We start from the raw sequence: 24265 nt of genomic DNA, 5'->3' as shown, positions 1-24265 counted from the left end.
TCAGCCCATCAGGCTCATGTGGATGTCCTCGGCGGCGTCGCGGCCCTCGGCCACGGCGGTCACCGTCAGATCGTCGCCGCCGCTGGCGCAGTCTCCGCCGGCCCAGACCCCCTCGAGCGAGGTGCGACCGGTGCCGTCCACCGCGATCTTGCGCCCCTCGAGCGCCGGAAGCCCCTCTCCGGTCAGCGTCTGGCCGATGGCACGGAAGACCTGATCGGCGGGCAGGCGGAACCGCTCGCCGGTCCGCGCCAATGCGTCGTCGGTGAACTCGAACTCGATCTCGCGCACCGCGCCGTTGCCATGCACCGAAACCGGCGAGGCGCTGCAGATGATCCGCACGCCCTTGGACTGCGCCAGCTCCTGCTCGTAAACAGACGCGGCCATGCGCGCCTGCGAGCGGCGGTAGACGATGGTGACATTGAGCGCGCCCAGAAGCTTCGACTGCACCGCCGCGTCGACCGCGGTCATGCCGCCGCCGATCACCACAACGTCCCGCCCCACCGGCAGCGTCGCGAGATCCGAGGCCTGCCGCAGGTCGGCAATGAACGATACCGCGTCGGCCACGCCCTCGCGGTCGTCGCCATCGACGCCCAGGGCGTTCACGCCGCCAAGCCCGAGCCCGAGGAACACCGCATCATACTCGGCCTTCAGCGCCTCGAGCGTCACGTCGCGCCCCAGCGCCACGCCGTTTCGCAGCTCGATGCCGCCGATCTGCATCAGCCACGCGACCTCGCGCGCGGCAAAATCCTCGGTGCTCTTGTAGGCGGCGATGCCGTACTCGTTGAGCCCGCCCGGCTTCGGCCGCGCATCCATCAGCACCACGTCATGGCCCATCATTGCCAGCCGGTGCGCGCAGGCCAGCCCCGCAGGCCCCGCCCCCACCACCGCGATGCGCTTGCCGGTCGCGGCGTCACGCTCGAACGGATGCACGTTCTGCGCCATCACCGTGTCGGTGGCATAGCGCTGCAGGCGGCCGATCTCGACGGGTTTGCCCTCGGCCACCTCGCGTACGCAGACCTCTTCGCAAAGGGTCTCTGTCGGGCAGACCCGGGCGCACATGCCGCCGAGAATGTTCTGCGACAGGATGGTCCGGGCCGCGGCCTCGGGCGTGCCGGTGGCGATTTGCCGGATGAAGAGCGGGATGTCGATCTCGGTGGGACAGGCCGTCTGGCACGGCGCGTCGTGGCAGAAGTAACAGCGGTCCGCGGCCACCAGCGCCTCGTGATCGTCGAGCGGCGGGTGAAGGTCGCCAAACGCCGCCTCGATCGCTGCCGTGTCCATCCGTCCCGGCATTATGCCGGAAACAAGTGCCTTTGGGTCCATGGGTCGCCTCCCGCTGCCTGATGTCTGACAGAAGCGTTCCACAGGTCGATTTTTTTATCAATCGGTAAAATATCTGCGGCCAGCCCGGCAAAAGCCCGGCGCCCAAATTTGAGGCGCCCCGCCCGAAGAGGCACCACGCCACGAAAAAGGCCGCCCCGAAGGAGCGGCCTTTTCCAAATCGGAAGCGCTGAACCGGATCAGTTCTGCGCGTAGAATTCGATGACGAGATTCGGTTCCATCTGGACCGGGTACGGCACGTCGGCAAGGCCGGGGGTGCGCACGAAGGATGCGGTCATCTTGGAGTGGTCGACCTCGAGGTAGTCGGGCACGTCGCGCTCGGGCAGCTGGGCGGCTTCGAGAACCACTGCGAGCTGCTTGGACTTCTCGCGGACCTCGATCACGTCACCCTCTTTCACACGGTAGGAGGGGATGTTGACGCGCTTGCCGTTCACCGTCACGTGGCCGTGGTTGACGAACTGGCGGGCGGCGAAGACGGTCGGCACGAACTTGGCGCGGTAGACGACGGCGTCGAGGCGGCGCTCGAGCAGGCCGATGAGCAGCTCACCGGTGTCGCCCTTGAGGCGCTCGGCGTCGCTGAAGATGCGACGGAACTGCTTTTCGGTCAGGTCGCCGTAGTAGCCCTTGAGCTTCTGCTTGGCGCGGAGCTGAAGACCGAAGTCGGACAGCTTGCCCTTGCGGCGCTGGCCGTGCTGGCCGGGGCCGTATTCGCGGCGATTGACCGGGGACTTTGCGCGGCCCCAGATGTTTTCGCCCATACGGCGGTCGATTTTGTACTTGGCAGACGTGCGTTTGGTCACGGCTGATCTCCTTCGGTCAGGTTTCGAAGGGCGTTGTCCTCTCTCCGGATGTGGCCGAAGCGACAGGGCATCCCCTTGCGGGGGCCACCAACACCAATGAAGCGGCGCTTATATGCGCCTTTGCGCCCGTGTCAACACCCTGCGGAGGCGAAACCGCCGGTTCCCCGCCCCCGGGTCGCGTTTACCTGCAATTAAAGGCCCTGCGCCAGAGTGCCCGGGCCGCGGGGCGCACACAGCAGAAGGACACCGGCGCATGACGGGGACACCGCCAGAACAGGGTCAAAACGCGCTGGAGCTGGCGCTGGCCAAGCGCGACAGCACCATCCTGCGCACGGTGCGCGAGGCGATCCGCCACCGCCAGGTGATGCTGGCCTTCCAGCCCGTGGTGCAGGCCCGCATGCACGCGGCCATCGCCTTTCACGAGGGGCTTGTCCGGGTGCTCGACGAGACGGGGCGCGTCGTCCCTGCCCGCGACTTCATCACGACCGTGGAGGAAACCGAGGATGGCCGGATTCTCGACTGCCTCGCGCTCGAGCAGGGCCTGCGCGAGCTCGAGCGCGAGCCCGGCCTGCGGCTCTCGGTCAACATGTCGGCCCGGTCCATCGGCTACGGCGACTGGCTCGACACCCTGACCCGCGGCCTGCGCGCCGGCCCCACCGTGGCCGAGCGCCTGATCCTCGAGATCACCGAATCCTCCGCCATGCTGGTGCCCGAGCTGGTGATCGGCTTCATGGAGGACCTGCAGGCCCGGGGCGTCGCCTTCGCGATCGACGATTTCGGCGCCGGCTACACGGCGCTTCGGCACTTCAAGCAGTTCAGCTTCGACATCCTCAAGATCGACGGTCAGTTCATCCGCGGCATCGCGCAGGACCCTGACAATCAGGTGATGACCACCGCCATGGTCGAGATCGCGCGCCAGTTCGACATGTTCACCGTCGCAGAATCGGTCGAGCGCGCTAAGGACGCGCAGGTGCTCACCGGCATCGGGGTCGACTGCCTGCAGGGCTATTACTTCGGCGCGCCAACCGTCACGCCCGCCTGGCGCGCGCCGCCATCAAAGCGCGCCCACGGCTAAGCCGCCCCGCGCCGCGGCGCAAGTTGCCCCTACTGCCCGAAATTTCCGCGACCATTTGCGCTACCATGCGAGGAATTCCGCAGACTCCCCCTGTCCCACGCCGCAGCGGCACGTTATCAACAAGGCGCAAGATCAATGAGGGGGGTCTTGCCGGATGGCACGGCCTCCCGCCTTACGCTCTGCTTGGAGGAGTCATCCATGACCAATGTCGTCATCGCATCCGCGGCCCGTACCGCCGTCGGCAGCTTCGGCGGTTCGTTCGCCAACACGCCCGCGCACGATCTCGGCGCTGCCGTGCTCGAAGCGCTGGTTGCCCGCGCCGGTATCGAGAAAGGGGAGGTCTCCGAGACCATCCTCGGCCAGGTGCTGACCGCGGCTCAGGGCCAGAACCCCGCCCGTCAGGCGCATATCAATGCCGGCCTCCCGCAGGAAAGCGCCGCCTGGAGCATCAACCAGGTCTGCGGCTCGGGCCTGCGCACCGTGGCGCTCGCGGCCCAGCACATCATGCTCGGCGATGCCGACATCGTCTGCGCCGGCGGCCAGGAGAACATGTCGATGAGCCCCCATGCCCAGAACCTGCGCGTGGCTCACAAGATGGGCGATGTGCAATACATCGACACCATGATCAAGGACGGCCTGTGGGACGCGTTCAACGGATACCACATGGGCCAGACCGCCGAGAACGTCGCCGAGAAGTGGCAGATCAGCCGCGAGCAGCAGGACGAGTTCGCCGTGGCCTCGCAGAACAAGGCCGAGGCGGCGCAGAATGCCGGCAAGTTCGATGACGAGGTGATCCCCTTCACCATCAAGTCCCGCAAGGGCGAGACCGTGGTCGACAAGGACGAGTACATCCGTCACGGCGCGGTCCTCGAGAACATGCAGAAGCTGCGCCCGGCCTTCACCAAGGACGGCTCGGTCACCGCGGGCAACGCCTCGGGCATCAACGACGGCGCGGCCGGCGTGCTACTGATGTCGGCCGAGAACGCCGAGAAGCGCGGCATCAAGCCGCTGGCACGCATCGCCTCCTACGCCACCGCCGGTCTCGACCCGTCGATCATGGGCGTGGGCCCGATCTACGCGTCGCGCAAGGCGCTGGAAAAGGCCGGCTGGAGCCCGTCCGACCTCGACCTCGTGGAAGCCAACGAAGCCTTCGCGGCGCAGGCCTGCGCCGTGAACAAGGACATGGGCTGGGATCCGTCGATCGTGAACGTGAACGGCGGCGCCATCGCAATCGGCCACCCGATCGGCGCCTCCGGTGCGCGCATCCTCAACACCCTGCTGTTCGAGATGCAGCGTCGCGACGCCAAGAAAGGCCTCGCCACGCTCTGCATCGGCGGCGGCATGGGTGTCGCCCTCTGCGTCGAGCGCGACTGACAGGCACAGGCCGGGGGGCGGTCTGCCCCCCGGTCGCCCACGCAATGACAGCACTTCCCCAAGACCCCGCCCAGATCGTCTTTTCCGGCGGTGGCCTGCGCTGCTTCTGGCAGGGCGGCTTCATGACCACGTTGCTCCGGCACCGCAGCCTCGCGCCCGAGCGTGTCACCGGCGTCAGCGGCGGCGCGCTTGCCGGAGCGGCCTTCCTCTCCGGCAACGAACGCCGCCTGCTCGACGAGATGTGCGCCGCGTTCGAAAAGCAGGACAGCAATCTCGACCTGTTCCAGCCCGACGAGAACGGCATCACCCCGCATCAGGAGCTGTATTGCGAGGTCGTGGACCGAGTCATCGATGACGAGGCCGCCGGCAAGATCGCCGAAGGCCCGCAGTTCCAGATCCTCATCGCCCACCCGCCCGACACCGGCCTGCACACGCTGACCGGGAGCGCCATGGCTCTGGCCTACGAGGCCGAACTGCACATGGTGAACTCGCCGCATTTCAGCTGGGCCGAGAAGCTCGGGCTGACCTCGCATCTCGTCGATGCGAACCAGGCGGCGCGCGAGGGCAAGCTGGTCGAGCTGATCAGCGCCGCGGCGGTGATCCCGCCGGTGTTCGAGCCGCCGCTGTGGAACGACCGGCGCGTCGTCGACGGTGGCATGGCCAGCCAGGCGCCATTGCCCGAGCCCGACGAGGGGACCACGATGGTGCTGCTCACCCGCGACTATTCGCGCCTGCCCGAGGTCGAGGGACGGCATTACGTCGCGCCCGCGCAGGAAACCGCCGCCGACAAGATCGATTTCACGAACCCGCAGAAATTGCGGGATACCTGGGCTCAGGGAGAGCGGGACGCGCAGCGCCTGCTTGACCAAAATTAAAGAGTTAGCGCAACATTGTTGCGTAAGGAGATTTTGATGAGTAACGATGTTTCTAAAGATATTAGCCACGACTGGAGGATGAAGATGGCAAAAGTTGCACTGGTCACGGGAGGAAGCCGCGGCATCGGAGAGGCGATCTCCAAGGCGCTGAAGGCCGAAGGCTACGAGGTTGCGGCGACCTATGCCGGCAATGACGAGAAGGCCGCGAAGTTCACCGAAGAGACCGGGATCAAGACCTACAAGTGGAACGTGGCCGATTACGAGGCCTCCAAGCAGGGTCTCGCGCAGGTCGAAGCCGATCTCGGACCGATCGACGTGGTGGTCGCCAATGCCGGCATCACCCGCGATGCACCGTTCCACAAGATGACCCCGGATCAGTGGAAAGAGGTGATCGACACCAACCTGACCGGCGTGTTCAACACCGTGCACCCGATCTGGCCCGGAATGCGCGAGCGCAAGTTCGGCCGTGTCATCGTGATCTCGTCGATCAACGGTCAGAAGGGCCAGTTCGCGCAGGTGAACTATGCCGCGACCAAGGCCGGCGATCTCGGCATCATCAAGTCTTTGGCCCAGGAAGGCGCCCGCGCCGGTATCACCGCGAACGCGATCTGCCCCGGCTACATCGCCACCGAGATGGTGATGGCAGTGCCCGAGAAGGTGCGCGATTCGATCGTCGCCCAGATCCCCACCGGCCGCCTCGGCGAGCCGGAAGAGATCGCGCGCTGCGTGGTGTTCCTCGCCTCCGACGACGCGGGCTTCATCAACGGCTCGACGATCTCGGCCAATGGCGGCCAGTTCTTCGTCTGACCCCACCCTCAGAACGACCCCTCAAGCCCCGGCGCGCCCCGCGCCGGGGCTTTGCGTTGCGGTCTGCGCGATCCCGTGCGGACCCGCACAGAAACGGCGCGCCGACATCGAGGTGCCAGTTGCGTCATGCGCCCTATATCTGGGCTGACACCGACCAGAGGAGACCCGCCATGCTCAGCCAGATTCAAGGCCTTCACCACGTCACGTCGCTGGCCAGCGGCGCGCAGCAGAACAACGCGTTCTTCACGCGCACACTGGGTCTCAGGCGGGTCAAGAAAACGGTAAACTTCGACCGGCCCGACGTCTACCACCTGTATTACGGGGATGAGATCGGCACCCCCGGCACGGTGATGACCTACTTCCCCTTCCCCAACGCCACCCGCCGCACGCCCGGCAGCGGCGAGGTCTCGACCACCGCCTTCTCGGTGCCCAAGGGCAGCCTGCCGTTCTGGGAAGAGCGTCTCGCAGGCCGCAGCCCGAGCTTGCGGGAGGGGCGCTTCGGCGAGACGCGGCTGCGGTTCGATGGCCCGGACCGCGATGATCTGACGCTGGTCGAGAGCGACGACGACCGCACCCCGTGGACTGGCAGCGGCATCGACGCAGAGACCGCCATTCGCGGCTTTCACTCGGTCGAACTGGCGGTCTCCGACATCGCCCCCACCGCCGAGCTACTGCGCTTCATGGGCTACGAGGAGGCCGGCACCGAGGGCACGCTGACCCGCTTCGCCCTGTCGAACGGCAACGGCGCCGACATCGTCGATCTGCGGCAAAGCGATGCTCCGGAGGCGGGACAGGGCGCCGGGAGCGTGCACCATGTCGCCTTCGCCGTCGCAGACCGTGCGGCGCAAAAGGACGTGCAGCAGGGGCTCGAGGACGAGGGTTTTCAGGTGACCGAGCAGATCGACCGCGATTATTTCTGGGCGATCTACTTCCGCAGCCCCGGCGGGGTGCTGTTCGAGGTGGCGACCGGTGAGCCGGGCTTCGACCGGGACGAAGAGCGCGACACGCTCGGCGAGGCGCTGAAGTTGCCCGACCAGCACGCGCATCTGCGCGAGCGGCTGGAAGCCTCGCTCGAGCCGATCAGCGACTGAGCGTCGGTGTTCCGAGACGTGACGGCGCAGGCGTTTCCCTCCGCGCCGTCACTCTGATTTTACATTCGGATGATTAGTCTCTGTCAGCTCCGATACGAGCTGCGTATCCCGCGGACGTGCGGGGCCTTCCGGTTGCGTCCCGGGCCGGCCCGGCAGTCATCGACCACCAGACCGGTGCGTTGCAAAGTTCAGGCGATCAATGCGGCTGGGTGCTCAGCTTGTTGATCTGTTCCTTGAGGCGGAGTTTCTGCTTCTTCAGTTCGGCGACGTGCAGGTCGTCAACGCCTGGACTGCGTTGCATTTCTTCAACAGCGGTCGAGAGGTGGTGGTGCTTTTTCTTCAGTTCCTGCAGATGCGAACTCAAGCTCATAGTGTCCTCCTTTGCTGGGTACGAGCCTTCAGTGCAGCACATCCGGCGATTCAAGTCACGCTGCAGGTGCGAACGTCCTCAACATTGCCTTACGATGCGTCAACACCGACCGGTCACGGCGGGAAATTGAGCGCGTCGCCTCCCCGCAGCACCGTACGAATGACATCGGTATAGTCCTCGCCATCTTCAACGTGGGTCGGTCCCGAATGCAGGATCAGCGGCGCGTGAAGGCGGAATGCCGCGCGTCCCCCCTTGCGACCGCGGGCGAGAATCAGCCGAGGCGCCCTGCCCTCCCGCGGCGCCAGCGGCCAGAGCTCGAGCGAGCCGAGTCCGTCTCCCATCGCCGACAGAAGCTCGGGCAGGCGCTCGGCACGCTGGATGAAGGTGGCGGTGCCCTTTGCGCGCAGGCGTTTCGCCGCGAGCCGCACCCAGTCGGCCAGCGGCGCCGGACCGGCCAGCGCCATCTCGCGCCCGACATCGGAGGCGACGCTGCGGCTCTCGATCTCGAAGTAGGGCGGGTTGGCGACCACGTGATCGACCGTGAGCGCCTTGAGCGCGAGCGGAGGGTCGGCAATGTCGCCCTCGATGATCTCTCCCGCAAGCTGGTTTTCCGCGAAGTTGCGCCGCGCCAGCGCCGCGTAGGCAGGCTGGATCTCAAGCCCGGTAAGACGCAGCCCCGTCACCCGCGCGCCAAGGCAGCACAGCGCCGGCCCGGCGCCGCAGCCCAGCTCCAGCACGCTCTGACCGGGTCTTGCGGGCACGGTCGCGGCCAGAAGCACCGGATCGATGCCCGCCCGGTAGCCCTCGCGAGGTTGCCAGAGCCGTACCCGCCCGCCAAGAAAATCGCTGCGCTGCAGCTCCTCCTCGGCGAAGGGGTCAGCCCTCAAAGCGCACCCCGTTCATGCGCAGAATGCGCCGGGCGGCGTCGATCTGGTCGGCGCGAACCATCAGCCGCCGCGGCAGAATGCCCAAGCTGCCCTCGAGCACGCTCATGTTTACGTCCAGCTCGAAGCTGTCTATACCCTCCCCGTCGAGAAGGGTTTTGACCAGCGGGATCAGCGTGATGTCGTTTGTGCGCAGAAGCTCTTCCATGCCGTGGATGTAAGGACAGGGGCGCCTCCTTGTCGAGGCCGATACCGAGGGTTTGATGAGTTTGGACACGCCGATGCAGAAGCCGCACGACCGGCTCGCCACGCTGCTTTCCGGGGACATGGACGGGGTCAACGCCCTGATCCGCGAGCGCATGGCGTCCAAACACGCGCCGCGCATCCCCGAGGTCACCGCGCATCTCGTTGAGGCCGGTGGCAAGCGCCTGCGGCCGCTTCTGACGCTCGCCTCGGCCCGGCTCTGCGGCTACGAGGGGCCGTTCCACGTGCATCTTGCCGCGACGGTCGAGTTCATCCACACCGCCACGCTTCTGCATGACGACGTGGTCGACGAGAGCAAGCAGCGCCGGGGCCGCCCGACCGCGAACCTGCTCTGGGACAACAAGTCGAGCGTTCTGGTGGGCGACTACCTCTTTGCCCGCGCCTTCCAGCTGATGGTCGAGCCGGGCAACCTGCGGGTGCTCAACATCCTGTCCAACGCCGCCGCGACCATCGCCGAGGGCGAGGTGCTGCAGCTGACCGCGGCGCAGGATCTGCGCACCGACGAAGACATTTATTTGCAGGTCGTGCGCGGCAAGACCGCGGCTCTGTTCTCGGCGGCGACCGAGGTCGGCGGCGTGATCGCGGGCGTCGAGGAGGCGCAGGTTCAGGCGCTGTTCGATTACGGCGACGCGCTGGGGATCGCCTTCCAGATCGTCGACGACCTGCTCGACTATCAGGGCGACAGCTCGGCCACCGGCAAGAATGTCGGCGACGATTTCCGCGAGCGCAAGCTGACCCTGCCGGTGATCAAGGCCATCGCCGCCGCCAATGACGAGGAGCGCGCCTTCTGGAAGCGCACCATCGAGAAGGGCGACCAGCAGGACGGCGATCTCGAACACGCGCTTTCGCTGCTCAACGCCCACGGCGCGCTCGATGCGACGCGGGCCGATGCGCAGGCCTGGACCGACAAGGCCAAGGCCTCGATGCAGGCGCTGCCGCAATCCGAGCTGCGCGACCTGCTGATCGACCTCGCCGATTTCGTGGTGGCGCGGATCTACTGAGCCCGCGGCGTCGCCAGCGCGGAACAATCGCCGAGCACGCCGCTGGCCACCCACCAGCCCGGCTCTGCCGCGGCGATGGCGCGGGCGGATGCGGCGGCCTCGGTCTCTGACAGGAACAGCCCGAAGCACGTGGCCCCCGAGCCCGACATGCGGGCCAGCGCGCAGCCCGGCTGCGCGGCGATCCGGGCGAGCACGTCGTGGATCACCGGCTGCACCGCGCAGGCCGGCGCCTGCAGATCGTTGCGCATCTCTGACAGGAAGGCGATCAACTCCACCGCGTCCCGCATCGGCGGCAGCTCGGGCGGCATCGGCGTGTTGTCGCGCTGCTCGAGCGCACGGAACACCGCCGGGGTCGAGACCTGCAGGCGCGGATTGACCAAAACGGCGGCGACCTGCGGCAGCGACACCGGCGTGATCGCCTCGCCCACCCCTTGCGCCCGCAGCGGTCGGGCGTGCAGGCACATCGGCACGTCGGCCCCTAGTGCGAGGATCTCTTGACCATGCGCGGCAAGCAGCGCCGCGGCAGAGGCATCGCCCCCGCCGAGCGCCGACAGGCCGCGCAACGCGGCCGCGGCATCGGACGAGCCGCCGCCGATGCCGGAGGCCGCGGGAAGCGCCTTGTGCAGGTGCAGAGCCGCATCCCCGCCGAGCAGCGCCGCCGCCCTGATGACGAGGTTTCTGCCATCCTCGGGAACACCTTCGGCCTCGGGCCCATCCACCCGAAGCGACAGGCCGTCACCGTCCGAGATCGTCAGAAGATCGCCCACCGGCGCGAAGCTCACAAGCGAATCCAGCATGTGGTAGCCATCCTCGCGGCGCCCGGTCACATGCAGGGTCAGGTTGATCTTCGCCGGCGCGAAGACCTCAGTCGCCATTGGCCATCTTGAGCGGCGGCTTGCCTTCCTGCGCGAGCACGGCGTCGAGGCCATCCTTCAGCTTCTGGCGGATGCGGTCCGGGTCGACCTCGTCCGAGGCCTCGTCCCAGCCGATGAAGCTCAGGGCGCGCTTCCACTGGAACTCGGCCTCGAGCTTGCGCCCCACCGCCCAGTAGGCATCCCCGAGGTGGTCGTTGACCACCGGGTCGACGGCCATCAGTTCGGCGGCGCGCTCCATGTGCACCACCGACTCCTCGTAGCGGCCGAGCTTGTAGAGCGCCCAGCCGAGGCTGTCGATGATGTAGCCGCTCTGCGGCTGCGCGGCGACCGCCTCTTCGATCATCGAAAGCGCCTCGTCGAGCTTCTCGTGCTGCTCGACCAGCGAGTAGCCGAGATAGTTGAGCACCTGCGGCTGTCCCGGGTTCAGCTCGAGCGCCTTGCGGAAATCGCTTTCGGCGGCGTCCCACTTCTCGAGCCGCTCGTTGCTGATGCCGCGGGCGTAATGCAGGAACCAGAGCGAGGGGTTCTCGTCTTCGAAGGTGGCGAGCGCCGCGTCATAGGCATCGACCGCTTCGTCGTAGCGCTCGAGCTGGCGCATCATGTCCCCCAGCGCCGATTGCACCGTCGCCTGGCTGCCATGGGTTTCCGCCAGCTGCTCCAGAACCTCGACCGCCGCATCGACCTTGCCGCTCGAGCGCAGCGCCTCGGCGCGGCCCAGCTCGGCGGCGTAGTAGGAGGAATCGTCGCGCGGGACCTGCTTGTAAGCGGCCACGGCGAGGTCGAACTGCTGGAGCTGCTCGAGCAGAGAGGCCGTCATCAGGATGGCGCCGGAATGGTCCGGGCGCAGGTATTGCGCGATGCGCGCATAGAGCAGGGTGAAATCGTCCTCGGCCTCGTTGGCGAGCGCGCCTGCGAGGGTGTAGAACACCTCGGCGATGCCGTCCTTGGGCGAGTTCACATAGGTGAAGGGCAGACGCTCGCCTTCGACCAGCCGCTGCCGCATCTCGGCAAGGCCCGGGTCCATCGGCGGCGGGAAGCCCTCGTCGATCATCGCCACAGCCTCGTCCTGACGGTCGAGCTGGCTGAGGATCTCGGAGCGGGCCATCACCGCGCGGCGGGTGTATTGCATACTGCCGGCGCGCTCTTCGGCAAAGATCGCCTCTGCGCCCTCGAAATCGCCGACCGAGGCAAGCGCCATGGCTTTGTGGTAGTAGGCGAAGGGCGCGAGGCCACGCTCGCCCGAGACCGCATCGAACGCCTTGAGCGCGCCGCTCATCTCGCCTTCGCCAAGGATCGACCACGCCCTGACCAGACCGTCGACCAGCGGGCCGATCGCGGCCTCATCCTCGATCCGGTCGAGAATCGCGTCATACTCCCCGTTCTGGGCGAGATTGGCGATCTGGGCCATGTGCCCGATCTGGCTCTGGAAGCCCTGCTCGGACAGACGATCGGCCAGCGCCACCGCGGTCTCCACGTCGCCGAGCGACAGGTTGGCGAGCGTGGCGCGTTCGAGCAGCGAGGGATTGCCGGGATCGAAGGCCACCGCGCGCCCGTAATACTCGGCCGCGGCCTTGAAATCGCCGTTGAAGCTGGCCTGACGTGCCGCGAGGTAGCCCCCCGCGAGGCTCTCGGCGGTCAGCGGTCCGGCCACGCCCACGACCATCGTCAGCGCGAGCGCCGTGTTGCGAAGAAGCCCGAGAGCCTTGCCTGCCATGCCGATGCCTCCTGTATCGTTCCGGCAAGACTATCCCTGCCGGCCCCGCCACGCAATGCGCCGCCGCTTCACGGCCGCGTCACCTGAGCGCATCTTCCTGCCGATGAGCGACGTGCGGAAATTTGGGCTTGAAACCGATCCGCCGCGCGACGTAATTGATATGTTATAACATGCCAGAATCGAACCCGAAGGATCCACGATGTCCGCCCCAGACCCTCGCCTCCCCGTCACCGTCCTGTCCGGCTTCCTCGGGGCCGGAAAGACGACGCTGCTCAATCAGGTGCTCAACAACCGCGAAGGCCGCCGGGTCGCGGTGATCGTCAACGACATGTCGGAAGTGAACATCGATGCCGATCTGGTGCGCGACGGCGGCGCCGACCTGAGCCAGACAGAGGAGACGCTGGTCGAGATGTCGAACGGCTGCATCTGCTGCACGCTGCGCGATGACCTGCTGCAGGAGGTCCGCCGCCTCGCCGCCGAGAACCGCTTCGATTATCTGCTGATCGAGAGCACCGGCATCTCCGAGCCGCTGCCCGTCGCCGCCACCTTCGAGTTCCGCGACGAGCTGGGGCAAAGCCTCTCGGACGTGGCGCGGCTCGACACCATGGTGACGGTGGTCGACACGGTGAACCTGCTGCAGAACTACGCCAGCCACGATTTCCTCAGGGATCGCGAAGAGAGCCTGGGCGAGGCCGACGAGCGCACGCTGGTCGATCTGCTGGTGGACCAGATCGAATTCGCCGACGTCGTCGTGCTCAACAAGGTGGGCGCCGCCGGCAAGGACCGCACCGATGCGGCGCGGCTGATCGTGATGGCGCTGAACCCGGATGCGCAGATCCTCGAGGCCGATTTCGGGCAGGTGCCCCAGGACCGCATCTTCGATACCGGCCTGTTCGACTTCGCCACCGCGCACGAGCATCCGCTCTGGGCCAAGGAGCTCTACGGCTTCGCCGATCACGTGCCGGAAACCGAGGAATACGGCGTCTCGTCCTTCGTCTACCGGGCCCGGCGGCCGTTTCATCCGCAGCGCATCAACGACGTGCTGAACGGTCCGCTGCCCGGCGTGATCCGCGCAAAGGGGCATTTCTGGATCGCCACCCGGCCCGAGTGGCTGGCGGAGTTCTCGCTGGCGGGCGCACTGAGCAGCATCCGACCGATGGGCATGTGGTGGGCCACCGTGCCCGAGGCCCGGCGCCCCGATCACCCTCAGGCGCAGGCCTACCTGGCGCAGCACTGGCAGGAGCCGTGGGGCGACCGGCGGCAGGAGCTGGTGTTCATCGGCGCGGGCATGGATCACGCCGCGATCACCGAGGCGCTCGATGCGGCGCTGCTGAAGGCCGATACCGGCTTCACCCCCGAGCTTTGGACCACGCTCGAGGATCCGTTCCCCGGCTGGCGCCGCGCCGGCGAGGCGGCCTGATGGCGCGCGCCGGGGCCCATAACGGCCAGAGCGCCCTGCCCCGCCGCCGGCAAAGCGGCGACCCGATGCAGCGCTTCGACCGCCTGCCGCCGGCGCTGCGGCGCTGGCTGGCGCAGGCGGCGCTGCCGTGGTCGCCGCGCTCGGCGCAGCGGGCGTGGCAGCGCAGCCTGACACTGAGCGGCGGCGATCCCGACGCGGCGCTTGCCCGGATGACAGAGATCGAACGCAAGCAGCTCGCCCGGGACGCGCTCGGCCCGCTCCCGGGCGGCGGCCAATCGCCCAAAACCCCTCGCAGTTGCGTGATATAAAGCGGTTTCGGCGTTTTCAGACCTTCCGAAGACCGGGTGTTTCCCGCTATTGCGAGGGCCATGGACATCGTTGTCATCACGACCGTCATCGCGTCGCTGTTTCTTGTTATTGGTCTGGCCGAGCCGCTCGCGGCGCGATTGCGGCTGCCCTACAGCGTGATCCTCGCCGTGCTAGGCATCCTGATCGCGGCCGGTGCGATCTTCTTCCTGCGCACCACGCTCACCGATGCGCTCAACCCGGTGGCCGAGGCCATTCTCGGCCTGCCGATCCGCGCCAACGTGTTCCTCTATGTCTTCCTTCCGACGCTGCTGTTTCAGGCGACGCTCGGGCTCAACATCCGCCGGATGCTCGACGATTGGGTGCCGATCCTGCTGATGGCCGTGGGCGCGGTGGTGGTCGCCACGCTCAGTGTCGGCTACGCGCTGTCGTGGTTCTCGACCCTGCCGCTGGCGGCCTGCCTGCTGATCGGCGCGATCGTGTCGACCACGGACCCCTCCGCGGTGATCTCGATCTTCCGCTCGCTCTCGGCGCCGCGCCGTCTGGCGCGCATCATCGAGGGCGAGAGCCTGCTCAACGACGCCGCGGCCATCGCGCTCTTCGGCTTCTTCCTCGGCTTCGTCATGCTGGGCCTCCCGGACCCGACGCTCGAGGACGCGCTGAGCCAGTTCCCGCAGCTGATCGTCGGCGGCGCGCTGTGCGGCTGGCTCTTGGCCCGCATCGCCGTGCGGCTGATGGGACTGTTCGCGCGCTACGAGCTGGCGCAGCAGTCGATCTCGGTCGCCCTGCCCTACCTCGCCTACATCACCGCCGAGCAGAGCATCGGGGCCTCTGGCGTGATCGCCGTGGTGGCCGCGGGCCTCACGCTCAACATCGTCGGTCCCGGACGGCTGCCGCCCGAGGCCTGGACCAACCTGCGCGAGGTCTGGGACCTGCTGGCGCACTGGGCCGGGGCGCTGATCTTTATCCTCGCCGCCCTGCTGATCCCGCGGATGCTCGAAGAGTTCCGCCTCTCCGATGCCGGGCTGGTGCTCGTGGTCGTGCTCGCCGCCATCGCCGCCCGCGCCTTCATCCTGTTCCTCGTGCTGCCGATCATGGGCCGGCTGCGCCTGTCGCCACCGGTCGAGCCGCCCTATCGCAGCGCGATCCTCTGGGGCGGACTGCGCGGCGCCGTCACGCTGGCGCTGGCACTGGCAGTGACCGAGAACTTCCGCGTCCCGGTCGAGATCAAGCGCCAGGTCGGCATCCTCGCCACCGGCTTCACGCTGTTCACGCTGCTGGTGCAGGGCACCACGCTGCGCTGGGTGATCGGCAAGCTCGGGCTCGACCAGCTTTCGCCGCTCGATCAGGCGCTGTCGAAGCAGGTGGTGGCGGTGTCGCTGCAGACCGTGCGCGAGGATGTCTCGCGCACCACCGCGAACTACGATCTCGACCAGCGCATCATCCGCAGCGAGGCCAAGCATTTCGGCGAACGCCTCGAAGACGCGGTGAAACAGGCCGAGGAAGACACCGAGATCCTCGACAAGGACCGCGTGACGCTGGGCCTGATCGCGCTGGCCGGGGCCGAGCGCGACACCATCATCGAGCGCGTGCGCGACCACTCGATCTCCTCGCGCCTGTCGGAAATCCTGCTGTCGGATGCCGACCGGATGATCGAGGCCACTCGCACCGGCGGACGCAGTGGCTACCGCCGTGCCGCGCGCCGCGTCGTCGCCTATGGCAAGGGCTTCCGGCTGGCGGCGCTGCTGCACAACCGCGTTGGCTTCTCGGCCCCGCTGTCGCGGCTGACCTCCGACCGGTTCGAGCTGCTGCTGTCGCAGAAGCTGATCCTGCGCGACCTCGACGGCTTCATCCATGGCCGCATCCGCCGCATCCACGGGCGCCGGGTGTCGGAGCTTCTGACAGAGTTGCTGAGCCGCCGCGTCGAGACGGTCAACACCGCGCTCGAAGGGCTGCGGCTGCAATATCCGGGCTATGCCGAAACGCTCGAGCGCCACTTCATCCGCCGCACCCAGTTGCGGCTGGAGGAACGCGAGTACGACAACATGCTGGCCGACGGGCTGATCGGCGAGGAGCTGCACACCTCGCTGATGCAGGACATCTCCGCCCGCCGCGCCGCCAGCGAAAAGCGCCCGCGCCTCGACGTGGCCCTGCAACGTTCCGAGCTGGTACGGCAATTCCCGCTGTTCTCGGATCTCGACGCCCCCTCGGTCAAGCAGCTCGCCAAGGCGCTGTCGACGCGGTACGTCAACCCCGGCGAGGTGATCCTGCGCCCCGACAGCACCGCGCGCAGCGTATATTTCATCGCCACCGGCGCGGTGGAGCTCGAGCGCGGCGGTCAGTCCTGGCGCCTTGGCCGGGGCGAGATGTTCGGACAGCTGGCTGTCCTGACCGAGAAGCCGCGCCGTTTCGAATCGCGCGCCATCGTGCCGAGCACGCTTCTGGTGCTCGACGAGGCGCGGTTCCGGCGCCTGCTGAAGCGCAGCGAGACCCTGCGCGAGGCGGTCCGCGCCAGCGCCGAGAAGCGCGGCGTCGACCCTGACACGATCATTGCGGCCGCCGAGCCGAAGCCCCGGAAAAAGAGAACCCCGGCCTGAGCGCGCCGGGGTCCTGATTTGGGTGACCGGACTGGCGGCGCCGGCCAGCGGTCAGAGCGTATCGAGCTTGCGCGCCAGCTTGGCGTCGAGCGAGGACAGCCCGCCTACGTCATGGGTCGAGAGCGTCACCTCGACGGTCTTGTAGACATTGCTCCATTCCGGATGGTGGTCCCATTTCTCGGCCCAGAGCGCGGCGCGGGTCATCCACGAGAACGCCTCGGTGAAATCCGCGAACTCGAAGGTCTTGTGGATTGCGTCGCGTCCCTCGACCATGTGCCAGCCGCTTTCGAAAAGCGGTGCGAGCACGGTGTCGCGGGCGGTGTCGGAGAGTTTCTCGGTCATTCCTGTTCTTCCCTGATTTCCTTCCGGAACGGGCCGTAGGCTGTCAGGATCTCGATATCCTGACCGATGGCCCGCCGCTCCTCTTCCAGATAACGCGCCACGGCGTCAGCGAAACCCCGGTCGGCGATCCAGTGCAGCGAGTGGGTCTGGGTCGGCAGGTATCCGCGGGCCAGCTTGTGCTCGCCCTGCGCCCCGGCCTCGACCCGCCCGAGCCCGTGTTGGATGGCGAAGTCGATGGCCTGATAGTAGCAGGCCTCGAAATGCAGGCAGGGATGATCCTCGACGCAGCCCCAGTAGCGCCCGTAAAGCGCGTCGCGGCCGATGAAGTTCAGCGCGCCGGCCACGTCGCGGCCCTCGCGCGTGGCGATCACCATGGCGATGTCGTCGCGCAGGGTCTCGTGGGCGATCTCGAAGAACGCGCGGGTCAGGTAAGGCGTGCCCCATTTGCGCGCGCCGGTGTCCTGATAGAACCGCCAGAAGCTGTCCCAGTGCTCTGCCTCGATCTCGTCGCCCGTGAGCATCCGGATCTCGCCGCCGAAGTCCTGCGCGGTGCGGCGTTCCTTGCGGATGTTCTTGCGCTTGCGCGAGCTGAGGCTGGCGAGGAAGGCGTCGAAATCGGCGTAGCCGTGGTTCTCCCAGTGGAACTGCTGCGTGACCCTGCGCAAGAGCCCCATGCGCTCGCCGGCGATCGCCTCGGCCTCGGTGCAGAAGGTGGCGTGCAGCGAGCTGAGCTCGTTCTGCGCCGCGAACTGCACCGCGCCTTGCACCAGCGCCGAGATGCCGGTCGCCTCATGCCCCGGCTTGGTGAGGAAGCGCCGACCGGTGGCCGGGGTGAAGGGCACGGCGATCTGCAGCTTGGGGTAATAGTCGCCCCCCGCGCTCTCGTAGGCATGGGCCCAGTTGTGATCGAAGATGTATTCGCCCTGGCTGTGACCCTTGGCGTAGAGCGGCGCCACGGCGATGATCTCGCCGTCAAGCTCGGCGCTGAGATAGCGCGGCTCCCAGCCGGTGCCGCGCCCGACCGAGCCCGACGCCTCGAGCGCGTGCAGGAAGCGATGGGTGGTGAACGGGTCGTTGGGCCGACCGCCATCGGCGACCTCGGGACAGGCGCAGGCATCCCAGTCGCCCGGCGCGATCTGGTCCAGCGATGTGAGGATGTTGACGGCGATGCTGCCGTCGGGGCTTTGATCGGTCATATCTGTCTTCCCTGCCGGCCACTATCTGGCCTGCAAAGCGACGGGATCAAGCCGGGTATCCCTCGAACGTGATGTTGTGAGCGACCGCGCGCGCGGCGGCCTCGTCTTCGGGCGAACGCACCGTCCAGCACAGCACCGGCACGCCGGCGGCACGCAGCTCGGTCACGCGCGGCGCGGTCAGGTCGCGCCAGTCATGGCTGATGAAGCAGGCGCCGGTGCGGTCGAAATCCGCGATGGCGCGAAGGTCCTCCAGCCGGGCCTCGGGCAGTGTCCCGGCGTCGGCGGCCCAATAGGCGCAGGTGGTGATCCCGCGCGGAATGTCGGGCGCCAGTCGCGCCAGCGCAGCCACCGAATGCGGGTTGAACGACATCAGCGCGACCGGGCCGGCATAGCCCTTGAGCGCCTCGACGGCGGCGGCCTCTAGCGTGCCGACATCGGGGCCCATGGCGCCATCCTGATCCTTGATCTCGACCAGTAGCGGCACCTGCCCCGCCACCAGCGCCAGCACCTCGGCGAAGGTCGGGATGCCTTTCGAGCCGTGCCGGAGCGGGATCGCGCCAAGCGCGGCGGCGCTGCGGGCGCGCAGCGGGCCGGTCTCGGCGGTCAGGCGGTCGAGGTCGTCATCGTGGAACACCATCGCCACGCCGTCCGAGGACAGCTGCAGGTCGATCTCGATGCCATAGCCGGCCTCGATCGCGGCGATCACCGCCTCGACCGAGTTCTCGGGCCGGCCCGCCGCGATGTCGTGATAGGCACGGTGCGCGATGGGCCGGTCGAGGAAGTTTGCAGGAAGCATGTGGCTCAGGCGATCTCGAAGATGCCTTCGATCTCGACTGCGACGCCGAGCGGCAGCGACGCGGCAGAGACCGCCGAGCGCGAGTGGCGCCCGGCCTCGCCCAGCACCTCGACCAGCAGGTCGGAGGCGCCGTTGACCACCTTGGGCTGCTCGGTGAACTCGAGCGTGGAGTTGACGAAACCGGTGAGTTTCACCACGCGCTTGAGCTTGGACAGGTCGCCGCCGCAGGCCGCCTTGACCTGCGCCAGAAGACCCAGCGCGCAGGTGGCCGCGGCCTTGGCGCCGGCCTCGGTCTCCATGTCGGCGCCCAGCTTGCCGAGGATCAGCCCGTCGGGGTTCTGGCTGATCTGGCCCGAGACGAAGACGAGGTTGCCGGTCTGCACGAACGGCACGTAGTTGGCGGCGGGGGCCGGCGCCTCGGGCAAGGTCAGGCCAAGCTCGTTCAGGCGGGTATCGATATCGCTCATGGGAACCTCCGGATGTGAGTCGGCGCGAGGCTATCCGCCCCGCGCCGCAATGGAAATAGCCGCATGGGCCGTGGCTCAGCTTTCGCGGAACGCCTTCGAGAAGTAGTCGGTGAAGGGCTTCACGAGGTAGGCGAGCGGCGTTCTGTCGGCGGTGCGCAGGAAGGCCTCGACCGGCATTCCCGGGATCAGCGTGCTCCCCTCGGGCAGCTTATCGGCCTCGCCTTCGTTGAGAATGATCTCGGCGCGGTAGTAGCTTGCCGAGGTTTCCTCGTTGGTGAAGGCGTCGGCCGAGATCTGCGTCACGGTGCCGAACAGCTCGGGCGTGGTGCGCTGATCGAGGGCCGAGAAGCGCAGCGTCACCTCCTGCCCGACATGGGTCTGGTCGATGTGGATCGGCTCGATCTGCGCCGCGATCACCAGCGGACGATCCTGCGGCACGAGGTACAGCACCGGGTCGGCGGCGCGGATCACCGAGCGCGGCGCGAAGACTGTCATGCCATAGACCACCCCGGCCACCGGCGCGGTGATCTCGAGCCGTTTGAGCTGCTCGAGAAGCGCCAGCCGTTGTTCGGCAAGTTCGCGGCTGCGATACTGCATGTCGCGCAGCGTGGTGATCGCCTCTTCCCGACGGGCGGTGTCGAGCTTGATGATCTCGATTTCGGTCTCGGTGATCTGGCCCTCGGCCTGCGCCTTGGTGGAGACCAGCTCACCGCGTTCGCCGGCGAGACGCGCCGCCTCGCGTTGCAGCGACAGCACCCGGCTGGCCTGCGCCAGCCCGCGGGCCAGAAGCGACTTCTGGCTCTCGAGCTCTTCGTCGACGAAGGAGAGCTGCGCTGCCAGCGCCTCGACCTGCGCCTCGACCCCCTCGATCTGGTTACCGATCTGGTCGCTGCGCTTGTTGAGCTGCTCGACCTCGCGGTCGCGCGAATCGCGGCGGGCGAAAAACAGGTTGCGCTGGCCCTCGATCAGTTCCGCCACCTCGTCGTCGGTCTCGGCCCGGGCCAGGACGAGATCGGGAAAGACGATTTCGTCGCTGTTGTCGCGCTCGGCCTCGAGCCGCGCGCGGCGTGCCAGCAGCTCGAAATACTGCCCCTCGACGATCTTCAGCTCCGAGCGCAGCAGCGTCGGATCGAGCCGGATCATCACCTCGCCCTGCTCGACGGTATCGCCCTCCTGCACGAGGATTTCCTCGACGATGCCGCCGTCGACATGCTGCACCACCTGGCGGTTCTGATCGACCTGGATCTGCCCCCCGGCGATGATCGCGCCCGAGATCTCGGTGGTGGCGGCCCATGTGCCGAAGCCGGCGACAAGGACCACCAGCGCCATCAGGCCGAAGGTCATCGGCGTGCGCAGCGAAAAGCTATCAGAAGGGTCGCTCATCTCACACCTCCCGGGCCGGCGGCCGTGGCAATCTGCTCGTGGTTCCTGACCCGCGAGCGCAGCACCTCTTCCTTCGGGCCGAACGCCGCGCGGGTGCCATGCTCGAGCATCAGGAGCAGATCGCATTCGCGGATCGCCGAGGGCCGGTGCGCCATGATGATCACCGTCTTGCCCTCGGCCTTCATCTTGCGGATCGCCTGGTTCACCGCCTCGGAGCCCTCGTTGTCGAGGTTCGAGTTGGGTTCGTCGAGCACCAGCAGCACCGGATCGCCATACATCGCCCGGGCCAGACCGATGCGCTGCATCTGCCCGCCCGAAAGGCGACCGCCGGTGGAGGACACCTTGGTGTCGTAGCCCTGCGGCATCTTGAGGATCATCTCGTGAGCGTCGGCCTTGCGCGCGGCCTCGACGATCTTGGCGGGGTCGGGCGTGTGGGACAGGCGTGCGATGTTCTCGGCGATGGTGCCATTGAACAGGGTCACCCGCTGCGGCAGGTAGCCGATATGCTCGCCCAGCGACTGGCCGTACTGGTCGAGCGCGGCCCCGTCGAGCCGGATCTTGCCGCCGGCGGGCGCCCAGGTGCCGGTCAGGGCGCGCGCCAGCGTCGACTTGCCGGCCCCGGACGAGCCAATCACGCCAAGCGCGTGCCCGGGTTCGAGATCGAAGCTCACCAGCCGCAGCGACGCCTGATGCTCACCCGGTGGCACGATGGTCAGCTGCGTGACCTCGAGCCGCGCCTCGGGCTTGGGCAGCGGCAGGCGCTGCGCCTCGGGGGGTTCTTCGGTCAGAAGCTGTGCCAGGCTGTCCCAGCCCTTGCGGGCGCGGGTCACCGCGGGCCACTGGCCGATGGCAAGCTCGATCGGTGCGAGGGCCCGCCCCATCAGGATCGAGCCCGCGATCATCGCACCGGGCGTCAGTTCGCCCTGCAGCACGAGATAGGCGCCGAGCCCGAGCATCGCCGATTGCAGGAACAGGCGGAAGGTCTTGGTGGCGACGGTGAAGGTGCCAATGATGTCGCTGGTGCCGATCTGGCCGCGCAGCGCGTCCGAGCGCGCGGTGTTCCAGCGCCGGAAGGCATCCTGACGCATCCCGAGGGACTGCACCATCTCGGCCTCGTTGCGGATCTCGTCCGAGTTGCGTTCGGCGACCAGCAGCGCGTGGTTCGATTTCAGCGTCGGCGCGCGGCTGAACGTCTGGTTCAGCACGGTCACGAAGATCAGGATCACCCCGCCGGCCAGCGCAAGGTAGCCGAGCCACGGATGGAAGACGAAGATGCCGGCGATGAAGAACGGGGTCCACGGCATGTCGAAGAAGGCCATCAGCACCGGCGAGGACATCAGCCGCTGGATCGCCTCGAGATCCTTGAGGCCGGTGGCGGAGAGCTCATCCGGCTTGACCGCGGCGCGGCGCATCACCGCGTCGAACACGCGCACGTCCATCGCCGCCTGGAACCGCGCGGCGACCCGCGCCATGACGCGCCCGCGGGCATAGTCGAGGATGCCCATCATGCCGTAGAGAAAGACCACGAGGGCCGACAGCGCGATGAGCGTCGCGATCGAGCGCGATCCCAGCACCCGGTCGTAGACCTGCAGCATGTAGAGCGGGCCGGTCAGCATCAGCAGGTTCACGAAGAAACTGAAGATCGCCACGAACCAATAGTAAGGCCTGCTCTGCCGTCGCGCGGCGATCAGCTCGTCCCGCCCGGCGTCTTTCGAACGCGGTAGCATCTGGAATGCGCTCTCCTTAAGTCGACTTGTTTACCGCAGTGTACGCGGAGAAGTCTTAATCTTCATCCTGTCGCCAATCCGACACAGGGAAATTCCCTGAGCGCCGCTTGCTTGTGGCGCCGGCTCAATCTGCAATTATGGGTCCTTCTATAGCAAGAACGGAAATTTCCAATGCACTTTAATTGCGGGTGAGTGCGGTATGCCGACACTGAAGCCCCTCGCCCCGGTCATCGCGGCCCTGTTGCTCACGGCTTGTGCCGTTCCGGGCCCGGGCGACGCGCCGGATGGCATCTTCGACCCCCAGGAACCCGGCAACCGCCGCGTTCACGCCTTCAACAAGCGCGTTGATTCCGCGCTTGGCGGCGGTGGCGCAGGTGGCGCCAGCGCCATCCCCGCGCCGGTGCTCGCGGGGGTCTCGAACGTGGCCGACACGGTCCGCACGCCGCAGACCGTGGTGAACCAGCTGCTGCAGGCCCGCCCCGGTCGCGCCGCGCTGAACACCGCGCGCTTCGGGGTGAACGCCACCGTCGGTCTGGCCGGGCTGTTCGATGTCGCGAGCCGGATCGGCCTGCCCGAGGACAAGAGCGATTTCGGCGAGACGCTCTATGTCTGGGGCGTGCCGGAAGGCGCCTATATCGAGCTGCCGCTCATCGGCCCCGCCACCGAGCGCGAGGCCGTGGGCAAGGTCGTCGATCTGGCCCTGAACCCGCTGGGCTATTTCACCCTGCCCGCCCCCGAGCGCTACTATTCGGTGGGCATCCGTACCGCCGGCAAGGTGGCCGACCGGGTGGCCTATGGCGACACGCTCGACACGCTGCTCTACGACAGCGCCGACAGCTACGCCCAGACCCGCAACAGCTATCTCGCCTACCGCCGTCACCAGATCGGAGATACCGAGACCGGCGCGGCGGGCTATATCGATCCCGAAGCACTGGACACGGAGGGCTTTTGATGACCCGGCACTTTCTGACCCGCAGGGATCTTGTCGCGGGCGGCGGGGCGGCGGCGCTCTGCGCCCTGCTCCCCGGCGCCGCGCTGGCCGTGAGCAGCGCGCAGGCCGCGGATCTGGTCGAGCGCATGCTCGCGGATATCAACCGGGTGATCGACTCGGGCAAATCCGAAGCCGCGATGATCGCCGATTTCGAACGCATCTTCCGCACCTATGGCGACATGCCCTACATCGCGGCCTACGCGATGGGCGCAGACGGCCGGCGCGCTTCCCCGGCGCAGAAGAAGGCCTTCACCGATGCCTTCGCGGGCTATGCCAGCCGCAAGTACGGCAAGCAGTTCCGCAAGTTCATCGGCGGCCAGCTTGAGATCGAAGGCACCAAGAAGGTCAAGAACGCCTACCAGGTGTCGACCACTGCCCTGCTGCGCGGGGAGTCGCCCTTCGACGTGACCTTCTTCGTCGGCGAGGCGTCGGGGCGCTTCTACAACATGTATGTCGAGGGGGTGAACATGCTGCTCACCGAACGGACCGAGATCGGCGCCATGCTCGACCGCCGCCGCGGCGACATCGACGCGATGATCGCGGACCTCAAGCGCGCCGGCTGACCGGCG

General features: G+C 67.4%; 24 protein-coding genes. 11 read left to right on the top strand and 13 right to left on the bottom strand.

The window, feature by feature from the left end; genetic code table 11:
- Together LCM15_RS14970 and rpsD are read right to left on the bottom strand one after the other, a co-directional pair.
- Nucleotides 1-1323, bottom strand: a complete 1323-nt coding sequence (locus tag LCM15_RS14970; RefSeq protein ID WP_412103294.1) for an NAD(P)-dependent oxidoreductase — start codon at nt 1321-1323, stop codon at nt 1-3.
- A 197-nt stretch (nt 1324-1520) separates the two neighbouring features.
- Complete coding sequence (gene rpsD / locus LCM15_RS14965; RefSeq protein WP_224857797.1) at nt 1521-2141, bottom strand: 30S ribosomal protein S4; 621 nt, start codon at nt 2139-2141, stop codon at nt 1521-1523.
- 253 nt (nt 2142-2394) lie between these two features.
- Between rpsD and LCM15_RS14960 the strand changes: the two genes are divergently transcribed.
- The 5 genes from LCM15_RS14960 (at nt 2395) to LCM15_RS14940 (ending at nt 7363) form a co-directional block, all read left to right on the top strand.
- The gene (locus LCM15_RS14960; protein WP_224857795.1) at nt 2395-3216 is read left to right on the top strand and encodes an EAL domain-containing protein; all 822 of its coding nucleotides are present in this window, start codon (nt 2395-2397) and stop codon (nt 3214-3216) included.
- Nucleotides 3217-3414: 198 nt separating this feature from the next.
- Nucleotides 3415-4590 carry an acetyl-CoA C-acetyltransferase gene (locus LCM15_RS14955; RefSeq protein ID WP_224857793.1) on the top strand — a complete coding sequence of 392 codons (1176 nt, stop codon included), beginning with the start codon at nt 3415-3417 and terminating at the stop codon, nt 4588-4590.
- Nucleotides 4591-4634: 44 nt separating this feature from the next.
- Nucleotides 4635-5465 (top strand): patatin-like phospholipase family protein, encoded by an 831-nt coding sequence (locus LCM15_RS14950; protein ID WP_224857791.1) that lies wholly within the window; start codon nt 4635-4637, stop codon nt 5463-5465.
- Nucleotides 5466-5549: 84 nt separating this feature from the next.
- Nucleotides 5550-6272: an acetoacetyl-CoA reductase gene (gene phbB / locus LCM15_RS14945; RefSeq protein ID WP_224857789.1), complete on the top strand. Its 723-nt coding sequence runs from the start codon at nt 5550-5552 to the stop codon at nt 6270-6272.
- Nucleotides 6273-6442: 170 nt separating this feature from the next.
- Entirely contained in the window at nt 6443-7363 is a 921-nt protein-coding gene (locus LCM15_RS14940) for a VOC family protein (protein ID WP_224857787.1), read from the top strand.
- Nucleotides 7364-7559: 196 nt separating this feature from the next.
- Here LCM15_RS14940 and LCM15_RS14935 read toward each other — a convergent pair whose 3' ends face one another.
- From LCM15_RS14935 to LCM15_RS14925, 3 genes are all read right to left on the bottom strand, one after another.
- Nucleotides 7560-7733 (bottom strand): YdcH family protein, encoded by a 174-nt coding sequence (locus tag LCM15_RS14935; protein ID WP_007794044.1) that lies wholly within the window; start codon nt 7731-7733, stop codon nt 7560-7562.
- 113 nt (nt 7734-7846) lie between these two features.
- A complete protein-coding gene (locus LCM15_RS14930) occupies nt 7847-8620 on the bottom strand; it encodes a tRNA1(Val) (adenine(37)-N6)-methyltransferase (RefSeq protein ID WP_224857785.1) in 774 nt (257 codons plus the stop codon).
- On the bottom strand, nt 8610-8825 hold the full coding sequence (locus LCM15_RS14925) for a DUF2007 domain-containing protein (protein ID WP_224857783.1): 216 nt from the start codon (nt 8823-8825) through the stop codon (nt 8610-8612). Before LCM15_RS14925 ends, LCM15_RS14930 begins: the two co-directional genes overlap by 11 nt.
- A 55-nt stretch (nt 8826-8880) precedes the next feature.
- Between LCM15_RS14925 and LCM15_RS14920 the strand changes: the two genes are divergently transcribed.
- Nucleotides 8881-9882, top strand: a complete 1002-nt coding sequence (locus LCM15_RS14920; protein WP_224857781.1) for a polyprenyl synthetase family protein — start codon at nt 8881-8883, stop codon at nt 9880-9882.
- Here LCM15_RS14920 and LCM15_RS14915 read toward each other — a convergent pair.
- Both LCM15_RS14915 and LCM15_RS14910 read right to left on the bottom strand, forming a co-directional pair.
- On the bottom strand, nt 9876-10757 hold the full coding sequence (locus LCM15_RS14915) for a 4-(cytidine 5'-diphospho)-2-C-methyl-D-erythritol kinase (protein ID WP_224857779.1): 882 nt from the start codon (nt 10755-10757) through the stop codon (nt 9876-9878). The two genes, LCM15_RS14920 and LCM15_RS14915, sit on opposite strands and share 7 nt — an antisense overlap.
- Nucleotides 10747-12471 (bottom strand): tetratricopeptide repeat protein, encoded by a 1725-nt coding sequence (locus tag LCM15_RS14910; protein ID WP_224857777.1) that lies wholly within the window; start codon nt 12469-12471, stop codon nt 10747-10749. The genes LCM15_RS14915 and LCM15_RS14910 overlap by 11 nt, the downstream gene beginning before the upstream one ends.
- 199 nt (nt 12472-12670) lie before the next feature.
- Here LCM15_RS14910 and zigA point away from each other — a divergent pair, with 199 nt between their 5' ends.
- The 3 genes from zigA to LCM15_RS14895 are packed head-to-tail and all read left to right on the top strand — an operon-like array spanning nt 12671 to nt 16794.
- Nucleotides 12671-13891 (top strand): zinc metallochaperone GTPase ZigA, encoded by a 1221-nt coding sequence (gene zigA / locus LCM15_RS14905; RefSeq protein WP_224857775.1) that lies wholly within the window; start codon nt 12671-12673, stop codon nt 13889-13891.
- The gene (locus tag LCM15_RS14900) at nt 13891-14199 is read left to right on the top strand and encodes a DUF6525 family protein (protein WP_224857773.1); all 309 of its coding nucleotides are present in this window, start codon (nt 13891-13893) and stop codon (nt 14197-14199) included. Before zigA ends, LCM15_RS14900 begins: the two co-directional genes overlap by 1 nt.
- A 60-nt stretch (nt 14200-14259) precedes the next feature.
- Nucleotides 14260-16794: a cation:proton antiporter gene (locus LCM15_RS14895; RefSeq protein ID WP_224857771.1), complete on the top strand. Its 2535-nt coding sequence runs from the start codon at nt 14260-14262 to the stop codon at nt 16792-16794.
- Nucleotides 16795-16845: 51 nt separating this feature from the next.
- Here LCM15_RS14895 and LCM15_RS14890 read toward each other — a convergent pair whose 3' ends face one another.
- The 6 genes from LCM15_RS14890 to LCM15_RS14865 all read right to left on the bottom strand — a co-directional run bounded on the left by LCM15_RS14890 (nt 16846) and on the right by LCM15_RS14865 (nt 22705).
- Entirely contained in the window at nt 16846-17136 is a 291-nt protein-coding gene (locus tag LCM15_RS14890) for a 4a-hydroxytetrahydrobiopterin dehydratase (protein ID WP_224857769.1), read from the bottom strand.
- Entirely contained in the window at nt 17133-18332 is a 1200-nt protein-coding gene (locus LCM15_RS14885) for a GNAT family N-acetyltransferase (protein ID WP_224857767.1), read from the bottom strand. The genes LCM15_RS14890 and LCM15_RS14885 overlap by 4 nt, the downstream gene beginning before the upstream one ends.
- Before the next feature lie 46 nt (nt 18333-18378).
- On the bottom strand, nt 18379-19128 hold the full coding sequence (locus tag LCM15_RS14880) for a glycerophosphodiester phosphodiesterase family protein (RefSeq protein WP_412103293.1): 750 nt from the start codon (nt 19126-19128) through the stop codon (nt 18379-18381).
- 5 nt (nt 19129-19133) lie between these two features.
- Nucleotides 19134-19595: a RidA family protein gene (locus LCM15_RS14875; RefSeq protein WP_224857764.1), complete on the bottom strand. Its 462-nt coding sequence runs from the start codon at nt 19593-19595 to the stop codon at nt 19134-19136.
- 75 nt (nt 19596-19670) lie between these two features.
- Nucleotides 19671-20978 carry an HlyD family type I secretion periplasmic adaptor subunit gene (locus LCM15_RS14870; protein WP_224857762.1) on the bottom strand — a complete coding sequence of 436 codons (1308 nt, stop codon included), beginning with the start codon at nt 20976-20978 and terminating at the stop codon, nt 19671-19673.
- On the bottom strand, nt 20975-22705 hold the full coding sequence (locus tag LCM15_RS14865; protein ID WP_224857760.1) for a type I secretion system permease/ATPase: 1731 nt from the start codon (nt 22703-22705) through the stop codon (nt 20975-20977). The genes LCM15_RS14870 and LCM15_RS14865 overlap by 4 nt, the downstream gene beginning before the upstream one ends.
- Before the next feature lie 199 nt (nt 22706-22904).
- Here LCM15_RS14865 and LCM15_RS14860 point away from each other — a divergent pair, with 199 nt between their 5' ends.
- Together LCM15_RS14860 and LCM15_RS14855 are read left to right on the top strand one after the other, a co-directional pair.
- Nucleotides 22905-23657: a VacJ family lipoprotein gene (locus LCM15_RS14860; RefSeq protein ID WP_224857758.1), complete on the top strand. Its 753-nt coding sequence runs from the start codon at nt 22905-22907 to the stop codon at nt 23655-23657.
- The gene (locus tag LCM15_RS14855) at nt 23657-24259 is read left to right on the top strand and encodes a phospholipid-binding protein MlaC (protein ID WP_224857756.1); all 603 of its coding nucleotides are present in this window, start codon (nt 23657-23659) and stop codon (nt 24257-24259) included. The genes LCM15_RS14860 and LCM15_RS14855 overlap by 1 nt, the downstream gene beginning before the upstream one ends.
- The last annotated feature ends 6 nt before the right edge of the window (nt 24260-24265 follow it).

Origin of the sequence: Salipiger bermudensis (genome assembly GCF_020171625.1) — a bacterium.
Taxonomy (GTDB): Bacteria; Pseudomonadota; Alphaproteobacteria; order Rhodobacterales; family Rhodobacteraceae; genus Salipiger; species Salipiger bermudensis_B.
This window is presented reverse-complemented; position numbering and strand designations above follow the sequence as displayed.